Source organism: Bifidobacterium sp. ESL0775 (assembly GCF_029395475.1).
In the GTDB taxonomy this organism is placed as follows: domain Bacteria; phylum Actinomycetota; class Actinomycetes; order Actinomycetales; family Bifidobacteriaceae; genus Bifidobacterium.
In genome coordinates this window covers 1449018-1471786 of the sequence record NZ_CP113917.1, presented here as the reverse complement: position 1 = coordinate 1471786, position 22769 = coordinate 1449018, and the positions used below count along the sequence as shown (strand labels likewise).

The window sequence follows — 22769 nt, the reverse complement described above, 5'->3', positions numbered from 1 at the left end:
CCTCGAACGCTTGTGAATGCTAGTAGACTGGATATATGTTGCGGGTGACTCCCGCCATACAACATGTCAGTCAAGAATAGGCAGGTATTCATGAGGAAAGCAAAAATCGTAGATACCATCGGACCCGCGAGCGAATCGCTCGAGAATCTGACCGAGCTGGTCAAGAACGGCATGGACGTCGCGCGTCTCAACCGTTCGCACGGCACCACCGATGACCATCTGAAGGTCTACAACAACGTCCGTCAGGCTTCCAAGACCACAGGCCGCAACGTCGCCGCTTTGGTCGATCTGCAGGGCCCGAAGATCCGCTGCGGCTGGTTTAAGAAGAACGCGCAGGGCGAGGACAAGGTCCAGCTCAAGGCTGGAGACGAATTCATCATCACCACCGATGACATCGAGGGCGACGAGCACATCACCTCCACCACCTTCAAGGGGCTTCCCGGCGATTGCCATCCCGGCGACCCGATCCTGATCGATGACGGCAAGGTTCGCCTCGAGGTCACCAAGGTCGAAGGCAACAACGTGCACACCAAGGTCGTCGTGGGCGGCCCGGTCTCCAGCCACAAGGGCATCAACCTGCCGGGCGTGGCCGTCAGCCTCCCCGCATTGACCGAGAAGGATGAGGCCGACCTGCGTTGGGCCATCCAGACCGGTGCCGACATCATCGCCATGTCCTTCGTGCGTTTCGCCACCGACATCGACCGCGCCCACGAGATCATGGACGAGGAGGGCCGCCGCATCCCGATCGTCGCCAAGATTGAGAAGCCGCAGGCAGTCGACAACCTCGAGGACATCGTCAAGGCGTTCGATGGCATCATGGTCGCCCGCGGCGACATGGCCGTCGAGATGCCGTTCGAAGAGGTGCCGCTGGTCACCAAGCGCTGCATCGAGCTGGCCCGCGAATACGCCAAGCCCGTTATCGTCGCCACCGAGGTCCTTGGCTCCATGGTCAATTCCCCGATCCCGACCCGCGCCGAGGCCTCCGATTGCGCCAACGCCGTCCTCGACGGCGCCGATGCGACCATGACCTCCAACGAGACCGCCGTCGGCAAGTACCCGGCGCAGACCGTCAACACGATGGCCCGCATCTCCGGCTATGCCACCGAGCACGGCTTCGACCGCATCCCCGCGTTGAACAACCTCGACATGTCGAGCACCGGCGCGGTCTCCTCCGCAGCCGTCGATTTGGCCGACAAGGTCAACGCCAAGGCCATCGTGGCCTACACGCAGACCGGCTCCACCGTGCACCGCGTCTCCCGCGAGCGTCCGGCCGCCCCGATCTACGGCATCACCAACAACGAGCACACCTATCACTGGCTGGCTCTGAGCTGGGGCACCGAGGCGTTCTGCACCGATGCCGACTACCATGACATGAACCGTCATGAGCTGATGATCTTCACCGACAAGCTCCTTCGCGACGCCGGCAAGGTCGTCAACGGCGACAAGATCGTCGTGCTGAGCTCCGCCCAGGGCTCGCAGCAGTCCGGCCGCACCGACTCGATTTACGTCCACACCGTGGGCGCCTGCGACGCCGACTGAGATCGGCTGACGCACACGCTCTTTGGACGGTCGGCTTGACCGCTCACTGAAGGTGTGATGCTTTTAGGAAGTACGAGGTCGGCTCCGGCGAATGAATGCCGGGGCCGACTTTCCGTTAGGCGGCGTTCGCATGTCCGATGTTTCAGATGGTGCGCAAAGACACGCAGATTACGAAACCAGACGGTTTACGTCGCTTCATTATGATATTTTTATAGGGTTGCGACCTCGCGGGTCGCGGCCAGATACAAGCCCTTGTATCCCAATTGGTAGAGGAAACAGCCTCAAAATCTGTGCAGTGTGGGTTCGAGTCCCACCAAGGGCACGCTAAGTGGGTTATCACTTTTGAATGATTGATATATCATGGTATCAAAGTGCTCTGTACTTGACATGTTGTCGTAAGAGACTGAGAAGGCGCGAAGACAAACCAGTACGGAAGTGAACACAGAATGGATGATGCAATGGACCAGATTCTAACCGATGATGAATTGAAGGCGGCGGCTGACGACGATATCCAGGCCGTGGCCGACGAGACCAAGGCCGAGAAGACCCCCGAGGACGGCAAGCCCCGTCAGCGCACCGTGGTGGTGGCCGAGGACGAATCGGTCAACCGCATGGACCTCGTGGCGATGCTCGAGGACAACGGCTACAAGGTCGTCGGTGAGGCGGCCAACGGGGAGGAGGCCGTCGAGCTGACCCGCAAGGAGCGCCCCGATGTGGTGTGCATGGACGTCAAGATGCCGCGTATGGACGGCATCACCGCGGCCGGCACGATCTGCGACGAGAACATCGCCCCCGTGGTGATGCTGACCGCCTATTCCCAGCCCGACCTGGTCAAGCAGGCCACCGGCGCGGGTGCGATGGCGTATGTCACCAAGCCCTACGAGGAATCCAAGCTGCTGCCGGCGCTGGAAGTCGCCATGGGCCGCTTCGCCGAGATCAACGATCTGCTCGACACCGTCGAGGCGAACGAAGGCAAGCTCCAGGAGACCCAGTCCCAGCTCAAGGAGACCGAGGAGAAGCTTAAGAAGGCCGAGGATTCGCTCGAGGAGCGCAAGCTCGTCGACCGCGCCAAGGGCCTCTTGATGGACAAGGCGGACTTCTCCGAACAGGGCGCCTTCCGCTGGATCCAGAAGACCTCCATGGATCAGCGCATCCCCAAGAAGCGCCTGGCCATGGCCATCATCGCCAAGTACGGCGATCCGAAGCCGGAGCCAACCCAGCGCTGAACGGGTGTTGTGATTCGTCGCCTGTCGATTCGACTATGAATCGGCAGGCGATATTTGTATAGTAGTAAAAGGTAAAGGTCACAACAGACCGAGGGACGGGAACTTATGAGCGATAACACAAGCGCGAGCGGCAATGAAAACGACGAGGCGAAGGCGAAGGGGCCTTTGCTGGTGGTGGATGGCCATTCCTTGGCTTTCCGGGCCTACTTCGCGCTTCCCGTCGAAAGCTTCGCCACCTCGACCGGCCAGCCGACCAACGCCGTCTGGGGCTTCTCGACGATGCTCGCGCAGGTCCTCGACTCCGAAAAACCCGACCATCTCGCCGTCGCCTTCGACATGGCCGGCGGCACCTTCCGCAACAAGATGCTTCCGCAATACAAGGGGACCAGGGACGCCGCGCCGGAGGAGCTTTTAAGCCAGCTGCCGATCATCCAGGAGCTTTTGAAGGCCTTGGGCGTCAAATACATCGAGAAGAAAGGCTATGAGGGCGACGACATCATCGGCACCATGGCCTCGATGGGCGAGGACGCCGGTTACAAGACGCTCGTGCTTTCCGGCGACCGCGACGCCTTCCAGCTGATCGACGACGACATCACCGTGCTTTACCCAGGCCACCACTTCAAGGACCTGAAGCACATGACGCCGGAGGCGATCGTCGAGAAATACCACGTCACCCCGCAGCAATACCCGGATCTCGCGGCCATGCGCGGCGAGACGGCCGACAACATCCCCGGTGTGCCGGGCGTCGGCGATGGGTACGCGGCCAAATGGATCAACGAGTATGGCGGCCTTGAGGGCATCATCGAGCACGCCGACGAGCTGAAAGGCAAGAAAGGCCAGTCGTTGCGCGACAACATCGACCAGGTCAAGCTCAACCGCCGCGTCAACGCCGTGCTGCGTGACCTCGATCTCGGAGCCTCCATCGACGACTTCACCCTTGGCGGCATGGACATGGACAAGGTCAACGAGGTCTTCTCCAAACTCGAGTTCAGCAACCGTTCCAAGAACCGCCTGGTCAAGTCGTTCAATGGCGGGGTCATGCCCGACGACACGGGCACGGCGCGGGCCAAGGCCGATGACGACGAGATCAGCATCGTGAAACCGAAGGTCACCGAGGTCAACGATGCGGAAGGGCTCAAGGATTGGATCGACAAGCATATCGTCGGCGAATATCCCGAGACCGCGCACGAGACGACGGCGGGCGAGGACGGCCATGGCGGCGACGGTTCGGATGCGGACGCGGGCCGGCACGAGGCCACGTTCATCCTCGCCGAGGAGAAGGCGGACGAGCAGGCCATTATCGACGGGGCCAAAGGCCCGGAGCTGATTGACCGGGATATGCGCTGCTCCGGGCAGGTCAGCCATTCCTGGGTGTTCTACGCCTCGGGACGCAGCAAGCCGGGGGATGCCAGGCTTGGGGCCGTGGCCCTGCTTGCCGGCGATGAGGCCGCGGTGTTCGGCGCGGAAAACGTGGACGACGCCATGCGCGACGAGTTGCAGCGGCTGTTCGACCGGTTCCACACCTCGATGGTGGTGCATGGCTACAAAGAGCATCTGCACATGCTGGACTCAATCGGCGTGATCATGCGTCGCCCGCTGTTCGACACCAAACTAGCCGGCTATCTCGCCCAACCAGATTTCCACGCCGACTCGCTGGAAAAGGCGGCCGCGCATTTCCTGAAGCTTGAGATGAACGACGAGCCCAGTCATGTGCAAGGCGAGCTGGACTTCGGCGATGATGAAAGCTCTGCGGACGACAACGAGGACACCCTCGAGGAAGCCCGTCGGAAGGTCGCCAGGCAAGCCGCCATCGTGCGGGCGCTCGCCGACTTCCTCAAGACGCCCATCGACGAGCGCAAGCAGTATGGCTTGTTGCGTTCGATCGAGCTGCCGGTCTCGCAGGTGCTCCATGGCATCGAGGACGCTGGCGCGAAGGTCGATCTGGATCGGATGCACGAATTGCTCGACGGGTTCGCGGCCGAGGCCAACCAGGCCCAGCAGATCGCCTTCGATGCCGTGGGCCATGAGCTCAACCTGCAAAGCCCCAAGCAGCTGCGCAACGTGCTGTTCAATGAGATGGGGCTCAAACCCTCGCAACGCACGCGGTCCGGCTCCTACACCACCAATGCCGCCACGTTGCAAAACCTGTACATCAAATACGCGCAGGACGAGAAGGCGAGCAATTTCCTCGGAGCGCTGCTGAGGCACCGCGAGACCAACAAGCTCAAGCAGATCATTCAAACCCTGCTGGAATCCGTCAACCCCAAGGACGGCAGGATCCACACCACCTTCGAGCAGACCGTCGCGGCCACCGGGCGCCTGAGTTCGGTCGACCCGAACCTGCAGAACATCCCCAACCGCAACGCCACCGGACGCGAGATTCGTTCCGCGTTCGTGCCAGGCGAAGGGTTCGAGTCATTGCTGAGCTGCGATTACTCGCAGGTTGAGCTGCGCATCATGGCCGACCTTTCCGGCGACGAATCGCTGATCGAGGCCTTCAAGTCCGGAGCGGACTTCCATAAGTATGTGGCCAGCCTGGTCTATGACATTCCGGTCGATCAAATCACCCCGGACCAGCGCAGCCACGTCAAGGCGATGAGCTACGGGCTGGCATACGGCTTGAGCACTTACGGGCTTTCGCAACAGCTCAAGATCAGCCCGGCCGAGGCCGATATCTTGAAATCTAAGTACTTCGCCACGTTTGGCAAGGTGCATGATTATCTGGAATCGCTGGTCGCCACCGCACGTGAGAAGGGCTATACGGAGACGATGTTCGGGCGTCGACGCTATTTCCCGGGCCTCAACTCCACTCGTCGGCAAGTGCGGGACGCCGCCGAACGCGCGGCGCTCAACGCGCCGATCCAAGGTTCCGCTGCCGACATCATGAAGATCGCCATGATTCGCGCCGACTACGCGCTGCGTGAGGCTGGTATCAAAAGCCGCGTCATCCTGCAGATTCACGACGAACTCGTGCTGGAGGTCGCGCCTGGCGAGAGCGAGCAGGTAAGCGTTTTGGTGCGCGACGCCATGGAGCACGCCGTCGACCTGGCCGTGCCGCTGGATGTGTCCATCGGCATCGGTTCCGACTGGCAATCCGCCGCGCACTGACGGCTGACGGAAATCGCTGATACGATTCCGCTTCCATCGGTGTGTTGATTGCTGTTCCCGTGGATAGGTTGGCGTTGGCCAGTTTGCCGACTCATGGGTGGAACTTCATGCCGGTGTTCGATGATGGCTCTATTGTTGGTAGGCAATGGAGCCATTTTGCGTATGAAGGCTGGAAACGCGGCAAAGCCGTTGCATGAGTGATGTGTGTGCGGCGGTGTGGTCGATAGCCGATATCATTTGGAATAGTGGCGAATAGTTGGAGGGAATATGTCAGATCAGGAAAAGCCAAGGCTTGCGCAAGTCGTCAACGTGCTGGAGCGGCTGTATCCGCTTAACTATGCCGAGGACTGGGATTTTCCTGGGTTGATCGTCGGAGATCTGAACGATACCGTCGGCAAAATCGTCTTCGCCGCCGACCCGACCATGGCCGTGGTCGACAAGGCGATTGCGATGGGCGCCGACCTGCTCATCTGCCATCATCCGTTGTTCTTCCGCGCGGTGCATGAGGTCTCGGGGCTTGGCGTCCACGGCGCCATCGCCGGAAAGCTGTATCGGGCGCACTGCGGGCTATGGGTCGGGCACACCAACGCCGATGTCGCCTATCGTGGGGTCGCACAGGCCGCGGCCGACGCGTTCGGGTTGCAGGACCAGACGCCGCTAGTGCCTGTTGGCGAGGAAAACGGCCATGCCGTGGGGCTCGGGCGTGTCGGTACGCTGGCGGAACCGATGACCTTGCGTGCGTTTGCGCAGCGCGTCGCAGCGGAGGTGCCGAAGACGAACTATGGCATACAAGTCGCCGGTGATCTTGATGCCGAAGTCCGGAAAATCGCGGTGTTGCCAGGGTCGGGGGATTCTGATTTCGATGAGGTGCGCGCGAGTGGTGCTGACGTTTATGTGACCAGCGATCTGCGCCATCACCCGGCCACGGACGCATTGCAGCAGGCTTGGTATGAGGCCACGCTCAACCATGCGACCATGAAGCCAGCGCTGATCAACACGCCACATTCGGCCATCGAATCGATGTGGTTCAGGTATGCGCTTGACGACATTGTTGATGGGGTGGAACAGGCCACCGGTTTCCGTCCAGAAACGCAACGCGTTGGCATCGTCACCGATCCGTGGCAACTGGTGCTGGGACGGGATTAGTCAGTTGAAATGATTGAGGGTATGCTTCGGTTCGTTTCCCATAAAACGAATACGCGATATCGATATATCGGCACGCCATTATCCGTGGCCTTGGAAGTCATGACAAAGGCAGTTGGTAATGAGAGCAGAAATGGCAGAGCTTATTCGCAAGAAAGTCACGTAGAGGAAGTCTGAAATGATCACAGAAGCGACAGAACGTATCCGCAAGGAAGTCAACAAGCGTCTGCAGGATTCAACCGACGGCGTTGACATGGAGGCGCCGGTGCGTTTGGTTTCCAGCGAGACCGTCTATCGCGGGGCTATTTTCCATATCGACGACCGCAAGCTGGCGCTCGCGAAAACCGACGGCGGGGAAGTACCGGTGCGGCGGCAGATTCTGGTTCATCCGCAGGCCGTGGTGATGCTCGTCCACGACGAGATTCAGGACAAGTATTTGCTGGAACGTGAATACCGTGTCGGCCCCAACAAGTTCACTTATGGATTTCCTGCGGGACTTATGGAAGACGGCGAAAAGCCCGAAACTTCGGCCCTGCGAGAGTTGCGGGAGGAAACGGGAGTGACACCGAAAGACGAGCGATCCGTTCGTATCGAGCGTGTCGGCGACTTCTATTCCTCAGGTGGTATGACCAATGAGTTGACGCATATCTTCGTCATTCATTTGTCTTCTTGGAGGCAGGAGCCGCGTCATTTCGACAAGGACGAGCACGTGCAGTCCACATGGGTGACGTGGGAGGAGCTTACCGGCCTCGGGATTCAAGCCGCGGATTCCACCATCGCCATCCAGTACGAGGAGATTCGCCGGTTACGCCAGCAATTGGCTGCACGCGAATAGTCGCGTCGGCTTTTTCATCGATCCCATGTATTTAATTGCGTGCGTCCTAATTGTATTACGTTTAAATCTGAAATCTTGTTTTAGATTCCATTGGACGATATATCGCCGATGTTCTCTGCCGTGTTGACATATATTTGTGACGAAATATTCGGGATCTTTTGGTCGCTTTCGATAGCGCTATTATCAAAGTATTACATAGAACAAACGCCGTGGGAGACGGTAGGTGGATAGGCTTTTGTGATTTGAATGCACTGAGCCCAGAGTTTATTATTGCGTGGCTGCAAGACGCGAATGCATGCGCTGGTTTTTCTTGACCGAAGACGGAATCGTGTCGGCGATATTGGCCGTATCCAGGTCGGCTTTCTCCTCTTCTTCGTCGGCACGAAGAACCTGCTCGGCGATACGGTCGGCCTCGATGGCGGCGATCTGACGCGAGAACATGATGAACCAGCCGAGGAAGACGAGGCCGGCCAGCGCCTCGACGTTGGTCATCGTGTTGGTGCCGTTGAGCCATTGGATGAGCACCACGCCGCAGACCGCGATGGCGAGGTAGCCGGCCGCGTAGATGGCGATGGAAAGCTGCGGGGCGAGCCAGGGGAGGGTCAGTAGAAGCAGACCCATGACCACGACGATGCCGCGGGCGAAAACGTTGTGCAGGATGGGATGCGGTGTATAGCGGAACATACCTATGCCGATGAAAGCGATGCCTGAGAAGGCGAGCATGACCGAAAGGCAGGTCAGGCGGGCTTTGTAGTGCTTGATGTGGCTGGAACGCAACGGGCCTTGCTCCTGATGCCATTCGCGGCGCTGGCGATACGAGGTGACGAGCTCGGAGATGGCGAAGTAGCTGACGATGATGATGCAGATGCCGGCGAGGATGAGCGTCGAGTTGAACATGTGCGCGGCGAAAGTGGTGCGGTCGCCGAGCTGGGAGAAATTATTGGTGTACCAGTTCGGGTCGTCGGTGGTCAGGCCTGCGACGCTCACGCCGGCGACCACAAATAGCGGCAACAGGCCCGCCAGCGTTTTGGCGTCCATCAGCTCGGCCTGCACGAAGGTGACGTAGCCGGCGATGCCTGAGAAGCCGGCGCAGACCGGGACGATGTATTCGAGGAACATCGTGCCCATGAGGTTGCTGGCCATGCTCAAAATGGCGAACGAGGTGAGGAACAGCGTCGAGGCGTAGACTGTCGCCAGCGCCAGGATTTCGACCAGGCGGCGAAGGATTGTGATCCAACGGTTGTGCGTGTTGAACGAGCTTGAGCGCCGTGCGTAGCCGAAAATGAAGGATACGGTGCCGCACGCGGCGATGATGATGGAGGCGATGACGAACTGGCGGCGGCTGATCATCCACGCGGCCGGCAACAGCGAGACGCACAGCTCCATCACGCTCGCCCCGGCGATCGCGCAGAGGATGAAGGAGACGAGCCCCGAGGTCTCCGTGCGCTGATGCAGTCCCATTGTTGGTTGTTACCCTTCGTATTCGCGGTTGATGTTTCCGTAGTTTATTTCGCTGGTATGCGTATGGTTCAGACGTGTGCAGACTTTCGGCTTGCTACCGGTTGATGTCGTGCCGATGCCAGTTGCGTTATGCCACGCAATGGTTATCTGTTACCCCAAATGATGCCGTTAATCATATTTGGTGATTGACTTGCCGAGTCTGCCGCTTCTGTTGACTCTGTATTCGTTTATTGTTTTGCTATTGCTCATTCTAGCGAGTCGCCTGACCGGGGTTGCGCTATACTTATTACTTGTGCTTTGTTTTGTTGGCACATCGGGATGTAGCGCAGTTTGGTAGCGCGCCTGCTTTGGGAGCAGGATGTCGCAGGTTCAAATCCTGTCATCCCGACTTGGAACCCTTGGAAACACTGGAGTTTCAAGGTATCATCAAAACCTCGGAAAAGCCATCCGGTCAACATTAGTCAACATTGCCGCACATACCCCGCCACAGTCAACATCCAGTCAACATCGCAGGTCAGCTTCCCAGCTCCGAAGCCCGCGCCCTGGCGACGGCGTCCGCCACCTCATCCAGACGCTCCGGCCACAACCTCGCATACGTGTTCAGCGTGATCGTGGCGCTCGCATGCCCGAGCTGCTCCTGCAGTGTCTTCACATCGGTGCCGTTCGCGATGGCTATCGACGCATAGGTGTGACGCAGGTCGTGAATCCTCACATGCTCCATGCCCGCCAGCCGCAGGGCCGGATACCAGATTCGGGTGCGCCACGTGTTGACCCACAGATTTCCGCCACGGTTCGCGCGGAACACGAAATCGTCAGCGGAATGCCCCTCGCACTGGAACCTGAGGCTCTCTTCGAGGAAATCGGGGAAGGCCACCGAGCGCTGGTGCCCGTTTTTCGGAAGGCCAAGCATCTGCCTTCCCTTGCCGTCGTCGGTCCAGGTCTGCCGTATCCTCGCCCTACGTGTGCCGAAATCCATGTCACGCACCCTCAACGCGAACGTCTCGCCGATCCTCGTACCCACGTAGGCCTGGAACCTGACGATAAGGGCGTCCTGCGGGTTGCCCTTCACGGTCTGTGCGGCTTCGGCCAGTTCCTCCACCTCGCCGATGGAGAGCAGGACCATGTCGTCGTCTTCGGTCGTGATTTTCGGCGTCGACACGTTGTCCATCGGGTTGCCGGTGATCCAATGACGGCGTTCCGCATAGTCAAGCACCCCGCCCGTCACCACCCTCACGATGTTACGGATGCTACGCGGCGCCAACGGCTTGGTACCACGGGCGTTGGAGTCATCGTCGGTAGGGTAGCCGCCTTCGGAAAGCCGCTTCACCCATTCCTGCAGCCCACGTTCCGTAATCGAGCGCAACGGCTTGTCACCCCACATCGGATTGACATACAGACGAAGCTCCCGCCGGTAACGGCCCAAAGTGCCAGGACGGATATCGAGCTTGCTGTTGACCCACTCTTCAGCCACGTCGGCGAACAGACGGTTCTCCTGCCTTGGATCGTGGTATCTGCCTCGCCTGACGTCATCCTCCATCGCGGCCTGGAACTCCTCGGCGTCGGCGAGCTTGTCGAACGTCTTCGTCCGCTGCCCACGCCCCTGAACGCCGGCCTGATACCAGCAGCAACGCCACCTGCCGCCCTTACCGTACCGACTCGACCGCCACTTTTCCGGCACATTGGCCTTCATCGGATCCCTGGTATGCGTCAGCGAACGCTTTGCCTGGCCGGACGGGTCCGTGCCGTCGTCGGCCGTGCGGAGCCACAGATCCTGAATGAACACCTTAGCCATGTTTGTTTCCCTCCACGCGCATGGCTAGAATAGGCCATGCGGCTAGCTGTACTTTCGAACGTCTACTACCGCTTGTCCCGCTTGGGTCGCACCCCATGCGGGACTATTATTTATTTGAACAGGTCCCGCCAGCCGAAGCTCGTCTTGCGATAGACCTTGTTGTACATCGCCTTGCGCGGGTTGCGGATCCAACCCATGCCCTTCCGACCGTAGCCGGGAATTACGGCACGTTTCACCGCCCGTTTCGCACGTCCCGTCGTCATCGCCCTCAGCGAGCTCTTCGGACTGGGCTTCCTCATACCGAATCTCATAATGAACCTCTTTCCCGGTTATGCGATGAACTGATATTCCCGTTTGTGTTCGCTCTTGACGTTACAATCGTCAGTATGGAACAGGAACTGCAGGATACCAAGGATGATGTCCAATCCATCGAGAAACTCTACGTCAAATACGACGGGGCGGCGTTGGACAACCACGAGATAGACGTCAAACAGCTCGCGCCCGCACTCCTCGCGTTCTCCGCCATGTTCGACGCGGTCCAGGAACAGGTGGCGCCGGACGCGCGGGTAAAGCTCAACGCCAAGGCGACGGAGGAAGGGTCCTTCATCGTCGATCTCATCGTCCACCTCTTCCAGGAAGGGCCAGCCGTCCTGACCGGCACCACGGTGACCGCTATCCTCGCCCTCGACGGTCTTTCGAACATCGCCATGAAGGCCATAAGTCTTCTCAAGAAGATCGTCAAGCACGGGAAACCCAAAAAAGTCGAGGCGAAACCGGACGACGACGCATTCGTCGAGGTCGACATGGAACTCGCCGACGGCACCAAGATCAAAGCCACCAAGACATCCCTCGCACTGGTCTCCGACGAACGGTTCGCCCAAGCCGTCAAGGACGCAACCGCCCCCGCGCTCACGGACGGCATCGACTCCGTCGCACTGAGCAACGAACACGAAACCGAAACCGTGGACTCCGAGGAGGCCGACGCCTTCGCCCACTACAATCCCAAGGAGGAGGACATCACCGAATCCTCCACCGAGATGGTCGTGCAGGCGCTCGACCCGTCCTTCCGCCCCAACGGTAAATGGCGCGTCACCGACGGCATCAAGACACAGTTCGTCGCGCTCGAGGACGAGGCGTTCAAGAAGAAGGTCCTCGACGGCGAGGAGGCCCTGCGCGCCAACGACATCTACCGGGTCGTCATGCGGGTCGAAAAGGCGTTCGACGAACACAACAGGCTCACCGCACGCTACATCGCGATCGAAAAGGTCATCAACCACGAATCCGTCGGCGAACAGCCAAGACTCTTCTGAACCACTGACCCTAGCAACTAGCTGTTTCACCATCTCCTCCTCCCTTCTTCGCATGCCGAAAACCATAGGAATCTAACGCAGCCGACGATACGGTAACACCAGATTCTGGTAGTCACGCACGATAGCCGGTGTGAGTTCAAGTTCCTCGGCTATCCGCCAGACATCGGGGCCGTACTCCAATTCAAGCAGCGCATATTCAGGGGTATCAATCAGAATCCCAGCGGATTCAAGACGTGTGCGCCGCTCCGGATCCTTGGCGAAATTCAGGCAAAAGCCTTGATCCCCATGACTCCAGTGGACAAGTTCATGAACCAGGGTGCACCGCTTCTGCGCGTAAGTCAGTCTCGGGTCGATGAGCACGGTGTTCTCCAGATTGTTATAAATTCCCATAAGGCCGGACGGCAGTGTCCGGCTGGCCACATGCACTTCAAGGTTGTTGTCAACCCAATAGCGCATGCCCGCATAATCCTTACCTCGCAACGGTGCGAGGCTAGTCGTCATCGTCGGCAAATGGATCCATCTCCCTTTCCTTATTGGAATCATGATATGCAGCCAGCACCTGCGGATTCTTCTTCAACTGCTCCATAGTCCGATCAGCACGAAACTCAACGGAAGAATCGTTAAAAGTCGAATCGGATTTTTTCCCAGTGTTTTCTTGTGCGCTATCCTTTTCGTTTATTAAGCGTCTCAATTCTTCTCCAGAAAGCTGTATTGAGGAACCATTTTGTGCATCCGAAATATCGTATTTGGATGCATCGGAAAGCAAACGAGCAGGCCCATTGTTTACAAGATTGTCTATATAGAGATCGAGGTATTCGATAATCTTGCGCGTCTCGCGGCCTTTTTTCTGTGGTGAGGCGTTCTTGCCGGCACGATACGCCGATTCCTCATCCAAAGACCGGTGAAAAACCAGCTGGCAAAGAACCATCAGAGCCTGCGGAATAATGCCGATCTTCTTTGCCGCTCGCTGTTCGGCCAGACTGGGTTTGCGGCCATCGGTCGTTACGTCGACCTTTTGGCCGATTTCAACAATATAAATCGATACTTTCCTCATTGTTTCGGGGATGCCTTCATAAAGCTTTTCGGTGAGTCTATCGATGAAAGAGAAAATGTCGTCAGCGGTCAATGCGGGGTCGATCTCTACTTCATTCCCGGTTAGGATTTTTCTCAGATCTGCACGGTCTACGTGTCCGCCTTCATCGTTGAGTTCGATTTCCCCGTCGCCGGGGAAGACGTCGGCCAAGGTCAGTTTCTGCCCGGTAAGGGAGTTGACTGTCTGAACGAGAATTATGAGATTAGGAACCTCAGAAATCGTATTTGAATTATTAATTTTAGATACGAAACCAGTAGTCCAAGAAGTTCCATATCTCTTAGATTCAGTCGCAATCTGATCCAAAGTTAGGTTATTAGCCTCCCTAACTTGGTCTAACCAATCATTAATTGCCTGATTAATTCTCATGTCATCATTTTAACGACATGAGTTATTCTGTAAGCATAATGTAGTCGCCATAACGGCGACTTGTTATATCATTCTTCATGTCGCCATGATGGCGGCTTGTGAAAGGAGGTTGTAAACATGCAGGAACAAGACGATGCGGTGCTGACGCCGAAGCAGGTCGAAGAAATCTACCACATCAAGCGGAACCATCTTTCCCAGCTTCGCTATTCCGGTCAAGGGCCCGTTTACATGAAGCCCGCGCCTCGAACGATTCTGTACCTGAAAAGCGACGTGGACAAATGGCTCGCCGCCAGCAGACGCATCACAACAGACAAAACCAAAAAGGCTTCCGCAGTTACGGAAGCCGCATAGAAAGGAAAACCACAATGAACAACGACATCCAAACCTTCAACTTTGAAGGGAATCAAGTACGAACGTTCGTTGGTCAAAACGGCGAAACATGGTGGCTCGCCAAAGATGTCACAGACATTTTAGGAACAGCTACTAGAGATCTTCGCAAGATTCTCGACATCGACGAAATGGCCGTTCTGATCAATGTGGATACTATCCACATTGATCAGAACGGCGGAAAATCACCGCTTATTATTTCCGAGCCTGGTCTTTACAAGCTGATTCTCAAATCCCGCAAGCCTCAAGCAAAAGCGTTCCAGCGTTGGGTGACGCACGAGGTGCTCCCACAAATCCGGAAAACTGGTGGTTACACTGCTCCCAGTCCGGTACCCGACGACGACTTGTCACTTATCTCTCGCGGTCTGTTGGCCGCACAACGACAACTGGGACTGAAAGACGAGGAGATCATGACTCTCCGTCACAACAACGAGACGCAGCGGGAGACGATCGAGGCGCAGAAGCCGATGGCCCGTCTAGGCGAACTGTTCCTCGGCACCGACGGGACACTCACCGTCACGCAGGCCGCACGCCACCTACGCACGCTCGACAGGACGATGACGCGGGACATGGTATTCGGCCTGCTGCGCGGGGCCGGGTATTTGGAACAACGTTCGAACGCGCCCACCATGAAGGCCGTGAAACCCGGTTATCTCAAACAGAAATGCGGACGGAAGAATGACGGCAGTCTTGGACACCCCTATGCCGTGTTCACGCCGAAAGGGCTGAACTGGTTCATCGACCGATTCGTCATTCCCCAACAGCAAGGGCAACTCCCGTTCAATACCATACAAGCCGCATGAAAATGCCGCAGCTGGAACTGCGGCAAGACACTGAAAGAGAAAAACAATGCCAACATCAATATTAGAGAAACGGCCAAACAAGACCGCAACCAAACCCCAACCATCCCAATCGGCCGATAACGCACCATTGGTCTATCACATAATCGTCAACAGCAACGATGAATGCATGCATACATTATGCGACAGGATCATGGAGCGCAAGCATTGCGACATTATCAAAAATAAAAGCCGGCAATCAGGGCCCATCACCATATGTCCTATCTGCGAGTTCATCCACGACGAGATCACCGGTGAGGGAAATGAATGGATTAGCAATACAAGAAAACTTGAAGAAAACGGGCAACGATGAAACAACAAAAAATGAAGGTGCTCGAATCTTCAAACAAAAACATCACTTCGACAAGTTTGGAAAAGTTCAATCGACATCTTGATTTTGCAGCACTCGAAGCCATACTGCCACCTGTGGTCACGCCGGTGAAGCTGAGCGAACTGTCCGGCATACCGCTGAGCACATTGTCGGAATGGCGGGGGAGTGGTGACGGTCCGGCGTTTTTGAAAGTCGGCCGACGCGTCATGTACAGCAGGGAAGCCGTGCTGAAATGCCTGCGCGAGCACATGCACATGGCCACCAACGAATACGCAGGTGAAGCATGAGCAGGAAGAACACAGCAATCACCTCGCAGGAGGCGAGTCGTCTCACCTTCGGAACCAAACAGATCAGCGGTCATGATTTCTACGACTGCGGGGACGTGGACAACGTCCTCGACCACAGAATCGTCCCGACCCTCAAAGCATTCGAAAACGGGTCGCTCACACCCGAATACCGTAAATGGCTGCAGGACACCAAGGCAGCGAAAACGGATCCGGCTAAGTCCAGAAGGGTCGCGCTTGTCTGCCTTGTCGGGGGCTCCGTGAGCGCCGTGGTCATGTGTGTGAGCATCATCTGGCTGGTCGCAGGCATCGGCGAGGGCACGCTCGGCCTGCAGCAGTTCGCAGCCGTACTCGTCACCATCCCCCTGACCGTGTTCCTGCTCGACAAGTGGAACGAGCTCTCCACTGGCGAGGACTGGCGCGACAGCCGCATCAGCTCGCTGGAGACCACCTGCATCGCGCTGGCCGACGCCAACAAGAAACTCCAAAACAGACTCAGTAGCGCCACAAAGGAGGACGAGAAGGATGTCAAGTGAATTCAGGTTCGTCGTTCCGGGGCCACCGCAGTCGAAGGGCCGTCCGCGGGTCTATCGGAACCCTGGCGGCAGGGGCGTGCATGGTGTCACGCCGGAAAAGACGAAGACGGCTGAGAATCGTGTTTACAGCACGTTCATCACGAAATACCCTGATGCTCGGCCGCTCACCGGCGATATTCAGGTCGCTTTGGATTTCTGGATGCCCGACCGCAGTGGCAAGGATTGGGACAATATTGCGAAACTGGCCACGGACGCGTTGAACGGCGTCGCCTACGTGGACGACAAGCAGATCATGCAGGCCACCGTACGCAAAATCCTCCCCGACAAAAGGGTCCAGGGCAAGCGTGGCATGCGCAACCGCAAGGCCGGCGACCCCCTCACCCACAACGGCGTGCCCTACCAGGCGCACACGCACATCTACATCGCAGAGATCAGCCAAATCGGAAAGGAGCAATGGCAATGAGTTTTTTAACTATTCCACAGAAGAAGGTAACGGTGAACCTGGAAGTGTTCCAGGATGTTCCGAAGAACGAGATGCCGAAGCCGACTACGGTGACAATCGAGGTCGATCCGACAAAGGCGTGGCCGGATTCGATGCGCGTTGCCATCAGTTACTTGGCGGAGAAGAATTCGATGTTCAACAGTTACAAGACATTCGAAAACTTCAAATACCAGTTTGTAACCTGCGAATATATCGATCGGCTTATCACTGAGTTCGCCGACCAGCTGGACAAGGACGGAGACCCGTGGAAAGTCATGGGCTACTGTACTTCCGGCCCTAAGGCAGTTATCGATGAGCCTCCGTATTCCATCTGCCCGCGATGCGGCACAAGCTTGTGGGGGCAGCCGAGCAGTAACGACAACAAGTGGCTGATCGACCTGTACAAGGGCAATCCCGATCCGGTGTACTGCCTGAAGTGCGGGCAACGGTTCAAATACGTTGATGGACAGCTCGCCTATACCGCTATTGCCGATTCGGAGAAGCAGATCAGGCGCATCAAACGCGAACTGAAGGCGACGCAGCCGAAACTGGCGACGGTGGACTGATGGCCCATTCAAACTATTACCTGCCACGATGCAAGACCTGCGGGGCCCTGGAACCGCCTACGACCCTCGAAAAGGCGATAGAGGCGTGCAACATGCACCGTTTCGCCCATAAGACCCACAAGACCGTGTGGGTACCCATCAAATACAAGAGACAAAACAAGGAGCAAACAAAATGACAACAGCAATCATCAACCAGCAACCCATCCTGCAGACACAAGCCACACCGGAACAGATCGAACGCGCCAAGGAGGACGCACAGGCAAAGGAAAATCTGCTTATGGCGCAGGCGCGGAAGATCGTGAGCCTGCAGGCCGAGATTGAGGAACGCCAGCAGAAGGTGGATCAGCTGAAGCAGGATATCCTCGACACCCATGAGCCCGGCACCTATGTGGCCGGCGGCCTGAAGGTGCAGGTGCGCGAAGGGTCGAAGCGTCTGAATGCCGGCCGGTTCCAGAAGAAGTTCCCGGCCGCGGACTATCCGGAACTGTACAAGATAGCCCCGGATTCAACCGGCGCACGGAAAAAACTTGGCGAGGACGCTTTGGCCGGCCTGTTCGACCAGGGCAAGAGCACGGTGGTGGTCAAATGATCCGACAACCGGGAAGCGACATCGAGAAGGCCGTCGGCCATGCGATCCAGAAGCATGACCTGGATCTCACCGATGACCTGTACATCATCAAGAGCGACAAGTTCGACCAGGTATGCCGTGACGCCGCGCTGCAGATTCAGAAGCAGGAAGCGAGGCTGGGGAAATGAGCAACATCACCGACGGCGGGTTCACCATCACCCGCGACAAGACCAGCGACTCCCCAGGCAACGGCATCGGATTCAAAATGCGAATCTGGAACGGCGGCGGATTCGAGATGCGGCTCAGCAAAACGGACGTGGAATATATCCGCCGTGAAGCCGGACGCGCGTTAAAGGAGCTGAAGCATGAGCAAGACAACCGATAGCGCCGACAATGCGGTGCTCGCCGTCGCCAAAGCCCAACAACAACAAAAACCACAACAGCCCGTCAAACAGGAAGCAACAACTTCCGGCGACGACACGGTGTTGTGGCCGAGGATCCGCGCGGTCATCGAGAACGCCATCGTCAACAACCCGCGCAGCCTGCAGAAGACCATAGGCCCCAGCGAGCTCGGCACCGACAGCCTCCACACCTTGGCCGCCAAACTCGCCGGATGGCCCCACCCCGAACAGCCCAACTGGGGCGCATTCGTCGGCACCGCCGTCCACGCCCAGCTCCAACGCGAATTCGACAACGCCAGCCAGGCCAAGGACCCCGAGACCGTCAGCATGTTCGACCGCATGTTCGGCCAGAGAATCCGCGGCCACCCGCGCTTCGAGACTGAGAAACGCGTCACCGTCGGCCACCTGGAAGGCATCTACGGCGGCTACGACGTAACGGGCAGCATCGACCTCTACATCCCCGGAGCCGCCACCATCATCGACTGGAAAAACGTCGGCGCCACCACCGCCAAGACCGTCAAGGCCAACGGCGTCAGCCAGCAATACCGTGTCCAAGTCTCGCTCTACGGGCTCGGCATCCAGAACGCCAACCTGCCCATCGAATGGGTCAGCGACATCTTCCTGCCCCGTACCGGGCTCAGTCTCAACGACACGGTTCCCAGACGCTGGCCGTTCGACCCCAAGCCCGGCCAATGGGCACTCGCCAGAGCGCAGCTTCTAGTCAACTTGATGGACGTCATCGAACAGACCGACGGGCCCGAGATGCGCGACGCATGGATCAGTCTGCTGCCCGAAAGCCCCACCCACGATTTCAACGACGGCACATGGCCCGACAACGACCAGCTCGGCCTCGGCATCGACGAGAAACCCCGGCCCGAAGTCCCCGAGAAATGGCGGCAACTGATTCCGCTTCTCGAACCTACCTACCAGCCACAACCAACCAAATAACAACCAAAAGGAGAACAATCATGTTCGCAAACAACAACCAGCAGTACAACAACCAGTACGGCCAGCAGCCCCAATACGGCGGCGGCAACACGTGGCCGCAGCAAGGCCAGCAACGCCAACAGCCTGCGCAGCCACAGGGAGGCCAGCTGAGCGGATTGGACGATCTGCTCTCCGGCAGCGGCGCCAAATCCTTCTTCGGCCGCGACAGCCAGCCCGGCAGTTCGGTCACCGGAACGCTCGAGCTCATCGAGACCCAGCAGATGCGCGACTTCAACACTCAGCAGCCTTCTTTCTGGAATGATGGAAGACCAATGCAGGAAATCCATATGGTCATCCAGACCAATCTTCGCGACCCCAGTGTGGACGAGGATGACGGCCGACGCAGCCTCTACGTGAAAGGTTGGGGAGTCCAATTGAAGGCGTTCCGCGAAGCCATGCGCAACGCGGGAATCAAGAAGGCCCCCAAGCCCGGCGACACCATCACCGAGACCTACGTCGGAGCCGACCCGCAAAGCAAGAACCCCGCCATGCCGGCCAAACTCTACAGCTTCGTCATCCAACCCGCCAACAGCCCCGACAGCCTCCTCAACCCCCAGCCAACCCAACCAATGCAAAACCAGCAGACCGGCTACACGCCGCAACAGCAAGGCCAATTCCAACAGCCCACAATGCAACAGCCCGCGCCAGCCCAGAACCAGCAGTTCCAGCATGCCAACACGGCCCCGCAGACGCAAGGCCAGCAATACCAGCCGCAGCCCCAGCCAGCAGCGAACCCGCCGATGCAATCCGGCCCCCAGATCAACCTGCAGCAACTGCAGCAGCTCCAGGCGGCCGGCAAGAGCCCGCAGGAGATCGCCGCGCTCACCGGATTGCCTGAAACCACTGTCGTCAACGTGCTCCAACCCAACCAGGGCAGCGAGGACGAATTCGGAGTCGGAGACTTCTAAACCAAAAATCTAACCCCTTTGAATTCAACAAATTCAGAGAATAAACCCCAGCAGCGTAAGGAAGAAGCGTAAGGAAATGAAACCATTGAAATATCAACGATTCCGGAACATTCCGGCGCTGATTCCTTACGCTGCTGAGCATATATACCTTTTATTTATTGCGTATCACCCCTATAAGAACCGTAAGAGCGTAAGGAACATAGTGAAAAGCATTGAAATTATTGGGCTGACATGCCTTACGCTACAGCGTAAGGAAAGCGTAAGGAGCGTAAGGACTGTATAAAATGGACGCTTTCTACCATCATTCCTGCTCGAAGATCCCCAATGGTCCTCAGCATGTTCCCGATCTGCTGCTGAATATGAAAGTGGCCAGATTTGAGAACACGTCGAACACGTTCATCGACAGAGTCGGCCAGACCGTGGAGATTCCGAGGAACACGTGGGGCAAAAACCCCACGCCATACGCCGATGACGGATACGCCAAGGCGTTATGGGATTATCGCAACGACTCCCTGCTGCTTGGCGACGACGATCACACGCTCTATGTTCGCGATGTCGACCAGACCGGCAACAACCAGTTACTCGACACCTGGCATGCGATCACCAGCCTCGAAGCCGAATATCACGTCAAAAGTAACAAAGCCTACCTGCCCTGGAACCAGCAGCTCGTCGTCGAATGCCGCAAACTCGACAAACGCGTCCGCCACGGCATCAAATTTCAGGACACCGCCTTCAAACGCGAAACCAACGGTATCGTCCGCTACCATACCGGCGACCAGATGTTCGACGAATCATACGAGCTGACCATCGACCAGCCTTTTGATGCCGGACTCGCCACACAGGCCGTCGCCTTCATGCGCGACATCACCGAAGACGAACACTCGGCCATGAATCTTGCCAGGATGTTCGCCACTCCACTGCTCGAACCCTACAAGCACCTCACCTACGTGCTTTATGGGGACGGGGGCAACGGCAAAGGCATCCTCCTCGGCACACTCGCCAGTTCGTTCCCCGGACTTGCAGTGGCCGTGGACTCCCAGAAAATCCTTGGAGGACGGCGAGGCTCGGGCGGGTTCGATACCCAGCAGGAGACCGGCAAACTCATCGGAGCCCTCTGGGCCTACGACGAGGACGCCGACACCATCGGCATAGACCAGCTCACCTACCTGAAGAAAATCTCGACTGGCGACAGCGTCACCGCCCGAAGGATCGGAGAGAACGCCGTCAGCTTCACGCCCAAATGCACCTTCATCGTCGCTACCAACAACCCTGTCATCACCACCATGAGCGCCGCCGTTGCACGCCGCTTCGCCTATATCCGCATGAAAGACGGCAGGAAACCACAGGAATTCCAACCACTACTGGACTTCCGTCAACAATACGGGGCCGCGCCGTTCATCATGGCCAGCTGCAAACTCTGGGAAAACCACGGCGAAAACCCGTTCGACGACGTCAGCGTCGGCAGCGCCAACGATGTCACCGACCTCGAACAATCCATCATCAACGCGATATGCGCCAACGGATACGCACCCAGCAGCATGCTGGAAAGTCTGAAACGCTACGAACAACGAGACCTACTTGCACGATTCGGACTCACCCGAGGCGGAGTGAAATGGATCCCCGAACAAGGAACATCCATTCGTATTCTTGCCGTGAAGGATGAAGTAAGGTTCGCCCCCTACCGCAAAGCCTACGAGCATGACCGTGAACAGCTCGCCAAACAAATCGACGACACCCCTGATATTCCCCAGCCTATCGAGGCCGACCCGGTTCCGTTGCCGAACACGATGGGATTCAACTGCGATTTCGTCCCCGCCGAACAGAAAGTCGCCAAAAACTGGAAGCGACTCACCGAAGACAAGAATCTCGACACCAGCCTCCGGCCGAATACCGAATCCTATGCCGTTGTGCCCAACAAGGGCATGGCCATCATCGACTTGGACAAAAGCAAGGACGGCAAGACCGCAGATGGATGGAACGTCCTCAACCAGGAAATCGGCAAATACGGTTCCGAGGATTTCCCTACAACGTATCTCGTCGGCACGCCATCCGGCGGAGTCCACGCCTACTACGCCCTACCCGCCGAACTCATGGGCACGCTGAAAAACTCTGTGCATTCCAACGGCATCCCCGTGGACATCCGTTGCGAGCGCAAAGGCTACGTCATCGGCCCCGGCAGCCACACCCATAACGGCGATTACCGGCTCCTCGACATGCCCGACAACCAAGTGCCAGTCATGCCCCCAAAAATGGCCCAATGGCTCGAAGACAACGGCTACGTCGAAGGATGCGATGAAAAGCCGCGAACGTTCGTATCAGCAAAACGCGCGGACACTTCGTTGTCGTCGCTTGACGAGCTGTTGGCCGAACCTGTCGGCAACAGCAAGACTGGCACGCCTGACATGTCGCTGATTCCTGTGGGCCAGCGCAACGACACGATGTTCAAGTGGCTGTTGGGGCGGCTGTTGAACCATCCCGAGAACGAGGCCAATATCAGAATCGAATTCTACGAGCGTGGACGCGCGTCCGGATTGCCGGACAGTGAGCTGAATACAATCTGGAATTCGGTGCAGAACACCATCAGCCAACATCGCAACTAAGGAGTAGT

23 protein-coding genes and 2 tRNA genes are annotated in these 22769 nt (G+C 57.7%); 20 read left to right on the top strand and 5 right to left on the bottom strand.

Annotation, left to right across the window (positions count from 1 at the left end):
* Window positions 1-90 precede the first annotated feature (90 nt).
* From pyk to OZX73_RS05530, 6 genes are all read left to right on the top strand, one after another.
* Window positions 91-1539, top strand: coding sequence for a pyruvate kinase (gene pyk / locus OZX73_RS05555; RefSeq protein WP_277148341.1), 1449 nt, complete (start codon window positions 91-93; stop codon window positions 1537-1539).
* A 248-nt stretch (window positions 1540-1787) separates the two neighbouring features.
* Window positions 1788-1861 (top strand) — tRNA-Leu (locus OZX73_RS05550).
* Between the two features lie 124 nt (window positions 1862-1985).
* On the top strand, window positions 1986-2765 hold the full coding sequence (locus OZX73_RS05545; protein ID WP_277148339.1) for a response regulator: 780 nt from the start codon (window positions 1986-1988) through the stop codon (window positions 2763-2765).
* Window positions 2766-2870: 105 nt separating this feature from the next.
* On the top strand, window positions 2871-5873 hold the full coding sequence (gene polA / locus OZX73_RS05540) for a DNA polymerase I (RefSeq protein ID WP_277148331.1): 3003 nt from the start codon (window positions 2871-2873) through the stop codon (window positions 5871-5873).
* 267 nt (window positions 5874-6140) lie between these two features.
* Complete coding sequence (locus tag OZX73_RS05535; RefSeq protein WP_277148329.1) at window positions 6141-7019, top strand: Nif3-like dinuclear metal center hexameric protein; 879 nt, start codon at window positions 6141-6143, stop codon at window positions 7017-7019.
* 175 nt (window positions 7020-7194) lie between these two features.
* On the top strand, window positions 7195-7851 hold the full coding sequence (locus OZX73_RS05530; RefSeq protein ID WP_277148327.1) for an NUDIX hydrolase: 657 nt from the start codon (window positions 7195-7197) through the stop codon (window positions 7849-7851).
* A gap of 267 nt (window positions 7852-8118) precedes the next feature.
* Here OZX73_RS05530 and OZX73_RS05525 read toward each other — a convergent pair whose 3' ends face one another.
* Complete coding sequence (locus OZX73_RS05525) at window positions 8119-9312, bottom strand: ABC transporter permease (protein WP_277148325.1); 1194 nt, start codon at window positions 9310-9312, stop codon at window positions 8119-8121.
* Between the two features lie 314 nt (window positions 9313-9626).
* Here OZX73_RS05525 and OZX73_RS05520 point away from each other — a divergent pair.
* A tRNA-Pro gene (locus OZX73_RS05520) sits at window positions 9627-9700 on the top strand.
* Between the two features lie 126 nt (window positions 9701-9826).
* Here the strand turns inward: OZX73_RS05520 and OZX73_RS05515 are convergent.
* Window positions 9827-11104, bottom strand: a complete 1278-nt coding sequence (locus OZX73_RS05515; protein WP_277148323.1) for a site-specific integrase — start codon at window positions 11102-11104, stop codon at window positions 9827-9829.
* A 110-nt stretch (window positions 11105-11214) separates the two neighbouring features.
* Window positions 11215-11415 carry a hypothetical protein gene (locus OZX73_RS05510; RefSeq protein ID WP_277148321.1) on the bottom strand — a complete coding sequence of 67 codons (201 nt, stop codon included), beginning with the start codon at window positions 11413-11415 and terminating at the stop codon, window positions 11215-11217.
* A gap of 75 nt (window positions 11416-11490) precedes the next feature.
* Between OZX73_RS05510 and OZX73_RS05505 the strand changes: the two genes are divergently transcribed.
* The gene (locus tag OZX73_RS05505; protein WP_277148319.1) at window positions 11491-12414 is read left to right on the top strand and encodes a hypothetical protein; all 924 of its coding nucleotides are present in this window, start codon (window positions 11491-11493) and stop codon (window positions 12412-12414) included.
* A gap of 72 nt (window positions 12415-12486) precedes the next feature.
* On the opposite strand, the gene OZX73_RS05500 is transcribed toward OZX73_RS05505, so the two are convergent.
* Both OZX73_RS05500 and OZX73_RS05495 read right to left on the bottom strand, forming a co-directional pair.
* Window positions 12487-12915 carry a DUF6782 family putative metallopeptidase gene (locus OZX73_RS05500; RefSeq protein ID WP_277148317.1) on the bottom strand — a complete coding sequence of 143 codons (429 nt, stop codon included), beginning with the start codon at window positions 12913-12915 and terminating at the stop codon, window positions 12487-12489.
* Entirely contained in the window at window positions 12905-13873 is a 969-nt protein-coding gene (locus OZX73_RS05495; RefSeq protein WP_277148315.1) for a hypothetical protein, read from the bottom strand. Before OZX73_RS05495 ends, OZX73_RS05500 begins: the two co-directional genes overlap by 11 nt.
* A gap of 117 nt (window positions 13874-13990) precedes the next feature.
* Here OZX73_RS05495 and OZX73_RS05490 point away from each other — a divergent pair, with 117 nt between their 5' ends.
* The 12 genes from OZX73_RS05490 to OZX73_RS05435 all read left to right on the top strand — a co-directional run bounded on the left by OZX73_RS05490 (window position 13991) and on the right by OZX73_RS05435 (window position 22761).
* Window positions 13991-14224 (top strand): helix-turn-helix domain-containing protein, encoded by a 234-nt coding sequence (locus tag OZX73_RS05490; protein WP_277148313.1) that lies wholly within the window; start codon window positions 13991-13993, stop codon window positions 14222-14224.
* 14 nt (window positions 14225-14238) lie between these two features.
* A complete protein-coding gene (locus OZX73_RS05485; protein WP_277148312.1) occupies window positions 14239-15063 on the top strand; it encodes a BRO family protein in 825 nt (274 codons plus the stop codon).
* A gap of 345 nt (window positions 15064-15408) precedes the next feature.
* Window positions 15409-15717: a hypothetical protein gene (locus OZX73_RS05480; protein WP_277148310.1), complete on the top strand. Its 309-nt coding sequence runs from the start codon at window positions 15409-15411 to the stop codon at window positions 15715-15717.
* Window positions 15714-16250 carry a hypothetical protein gene (locus OZX73_RS05475; protein WP_277148308.1) on the top strand — a complete coding sequence of 179 codons (537 nt, stop codon included), beginning with the start codon at window positions 15714-15716 and terminating at the stop codon, window positions 16248-16250. Before OZX73_RS05480 ends, OZX73_RS05475 begins: the two co-directional genes overlap by 4 nt.
* Window positions 16240-16713: a RusA family crossover junction endodeoxyribonuclease gene (locus OZX73_RS05470; RefSeq protein WP_277148306.1), complete on the top strand. Its 474-nt coding sequence runs from the start codon at window positions 16240-16242 to the stop codon at window positions 16711-16713. The genes OZX73_RS05475 and OZX73_RS05470 overlap by 11 nt, the downstream gene beginning before the upstream one ends.
* Window positions 16704-17297 (top strand): hypothetical protein, encoded by a 594-nt coding sequence (locus OZX73_RS05465; protein WP_277148304.1) that lies wholly within the window; start codon window positions 16704-16706, stop codon window positions 17295-17297. The genes OZX73_RS05470 and OZX73_RS05465 overlap by 10 nt, the downstream gene beginning before the upstream one ends.
* Window positions 17298-17469: 172 nt before the next feature.
* Window positions 17470-17886, top strand: a complete 417-nt coding sequence (locus OZX73_RS05460; RefSeq protein WP_277148302.1) for a hypothetical protein — start codon at window positions 17470-17472, stop codon at window positions 17884-17886.
* Complete coding sequence (locus OZX73_RS05455; RefSeq protein WP_277148300.1) at window positions 17883-18053, top strand: hypothetical protein; 171 nt, start codon at window positions 17883-17885, stop codon at window positions 18051-18053. Before OZX73_RS05460 ends, OZX73_RS05455 begins: the two co-directional genes overlap by 4 nt.
* Window positions 18050-18250: a hypothetical protein gene (locus OZX73_RS05450; protein ID WP_277148297.1), complete on the top strand. Its 201-nt coding sequence runs from the start codon at window positions 18050-18052 to the stop codon at window positions 18248-18250. The genes OZX73_RS05455 and OZX73_RS05450 overlap by 4 nt, the downstream gene beginning before the upstream one ends.
* Window positions 18231-19214, top strand: a complete 984-nt coding sequence (locus OZX73_RS05445; protein WP_277148295.1) for a hypothetical protein — start codon at window positions 18231-18233, stop codon at window positions 19212-19214. Before OZX73_RS05450 ends, OZX73_RS05445 begins: the two co-directional genes overlap by 20 nt.
* A gap of 20 nt (window positions 19215-19234) precedes the next feature.
* On the top strand, window positions 19235-20161 hold the full coding sequence (locus OZX73_RS05440; RefSeq protein WP_277148293.1) for a hypothetical protein: 927 nt from the start codon (window positions 19235-19237) through the stop codon (window positions 20159-20161).
* A gap of 284 nt (window positions 20162-20445) precedes the next feature.
* On the top strand, window positions 20446-22761 hold the full coding sequence (locus OZX73_RS05435) for a bifunctional DNA primase/polymerase (RefSeq protein WP_277148291.1): 2316 nt from the start codon (window positions 20446-20448) through the stop codon (window positions 22759-22761).
* The last annotated feature ends 8 nt before the right edge of the window (window positions 22762-22769 follow it).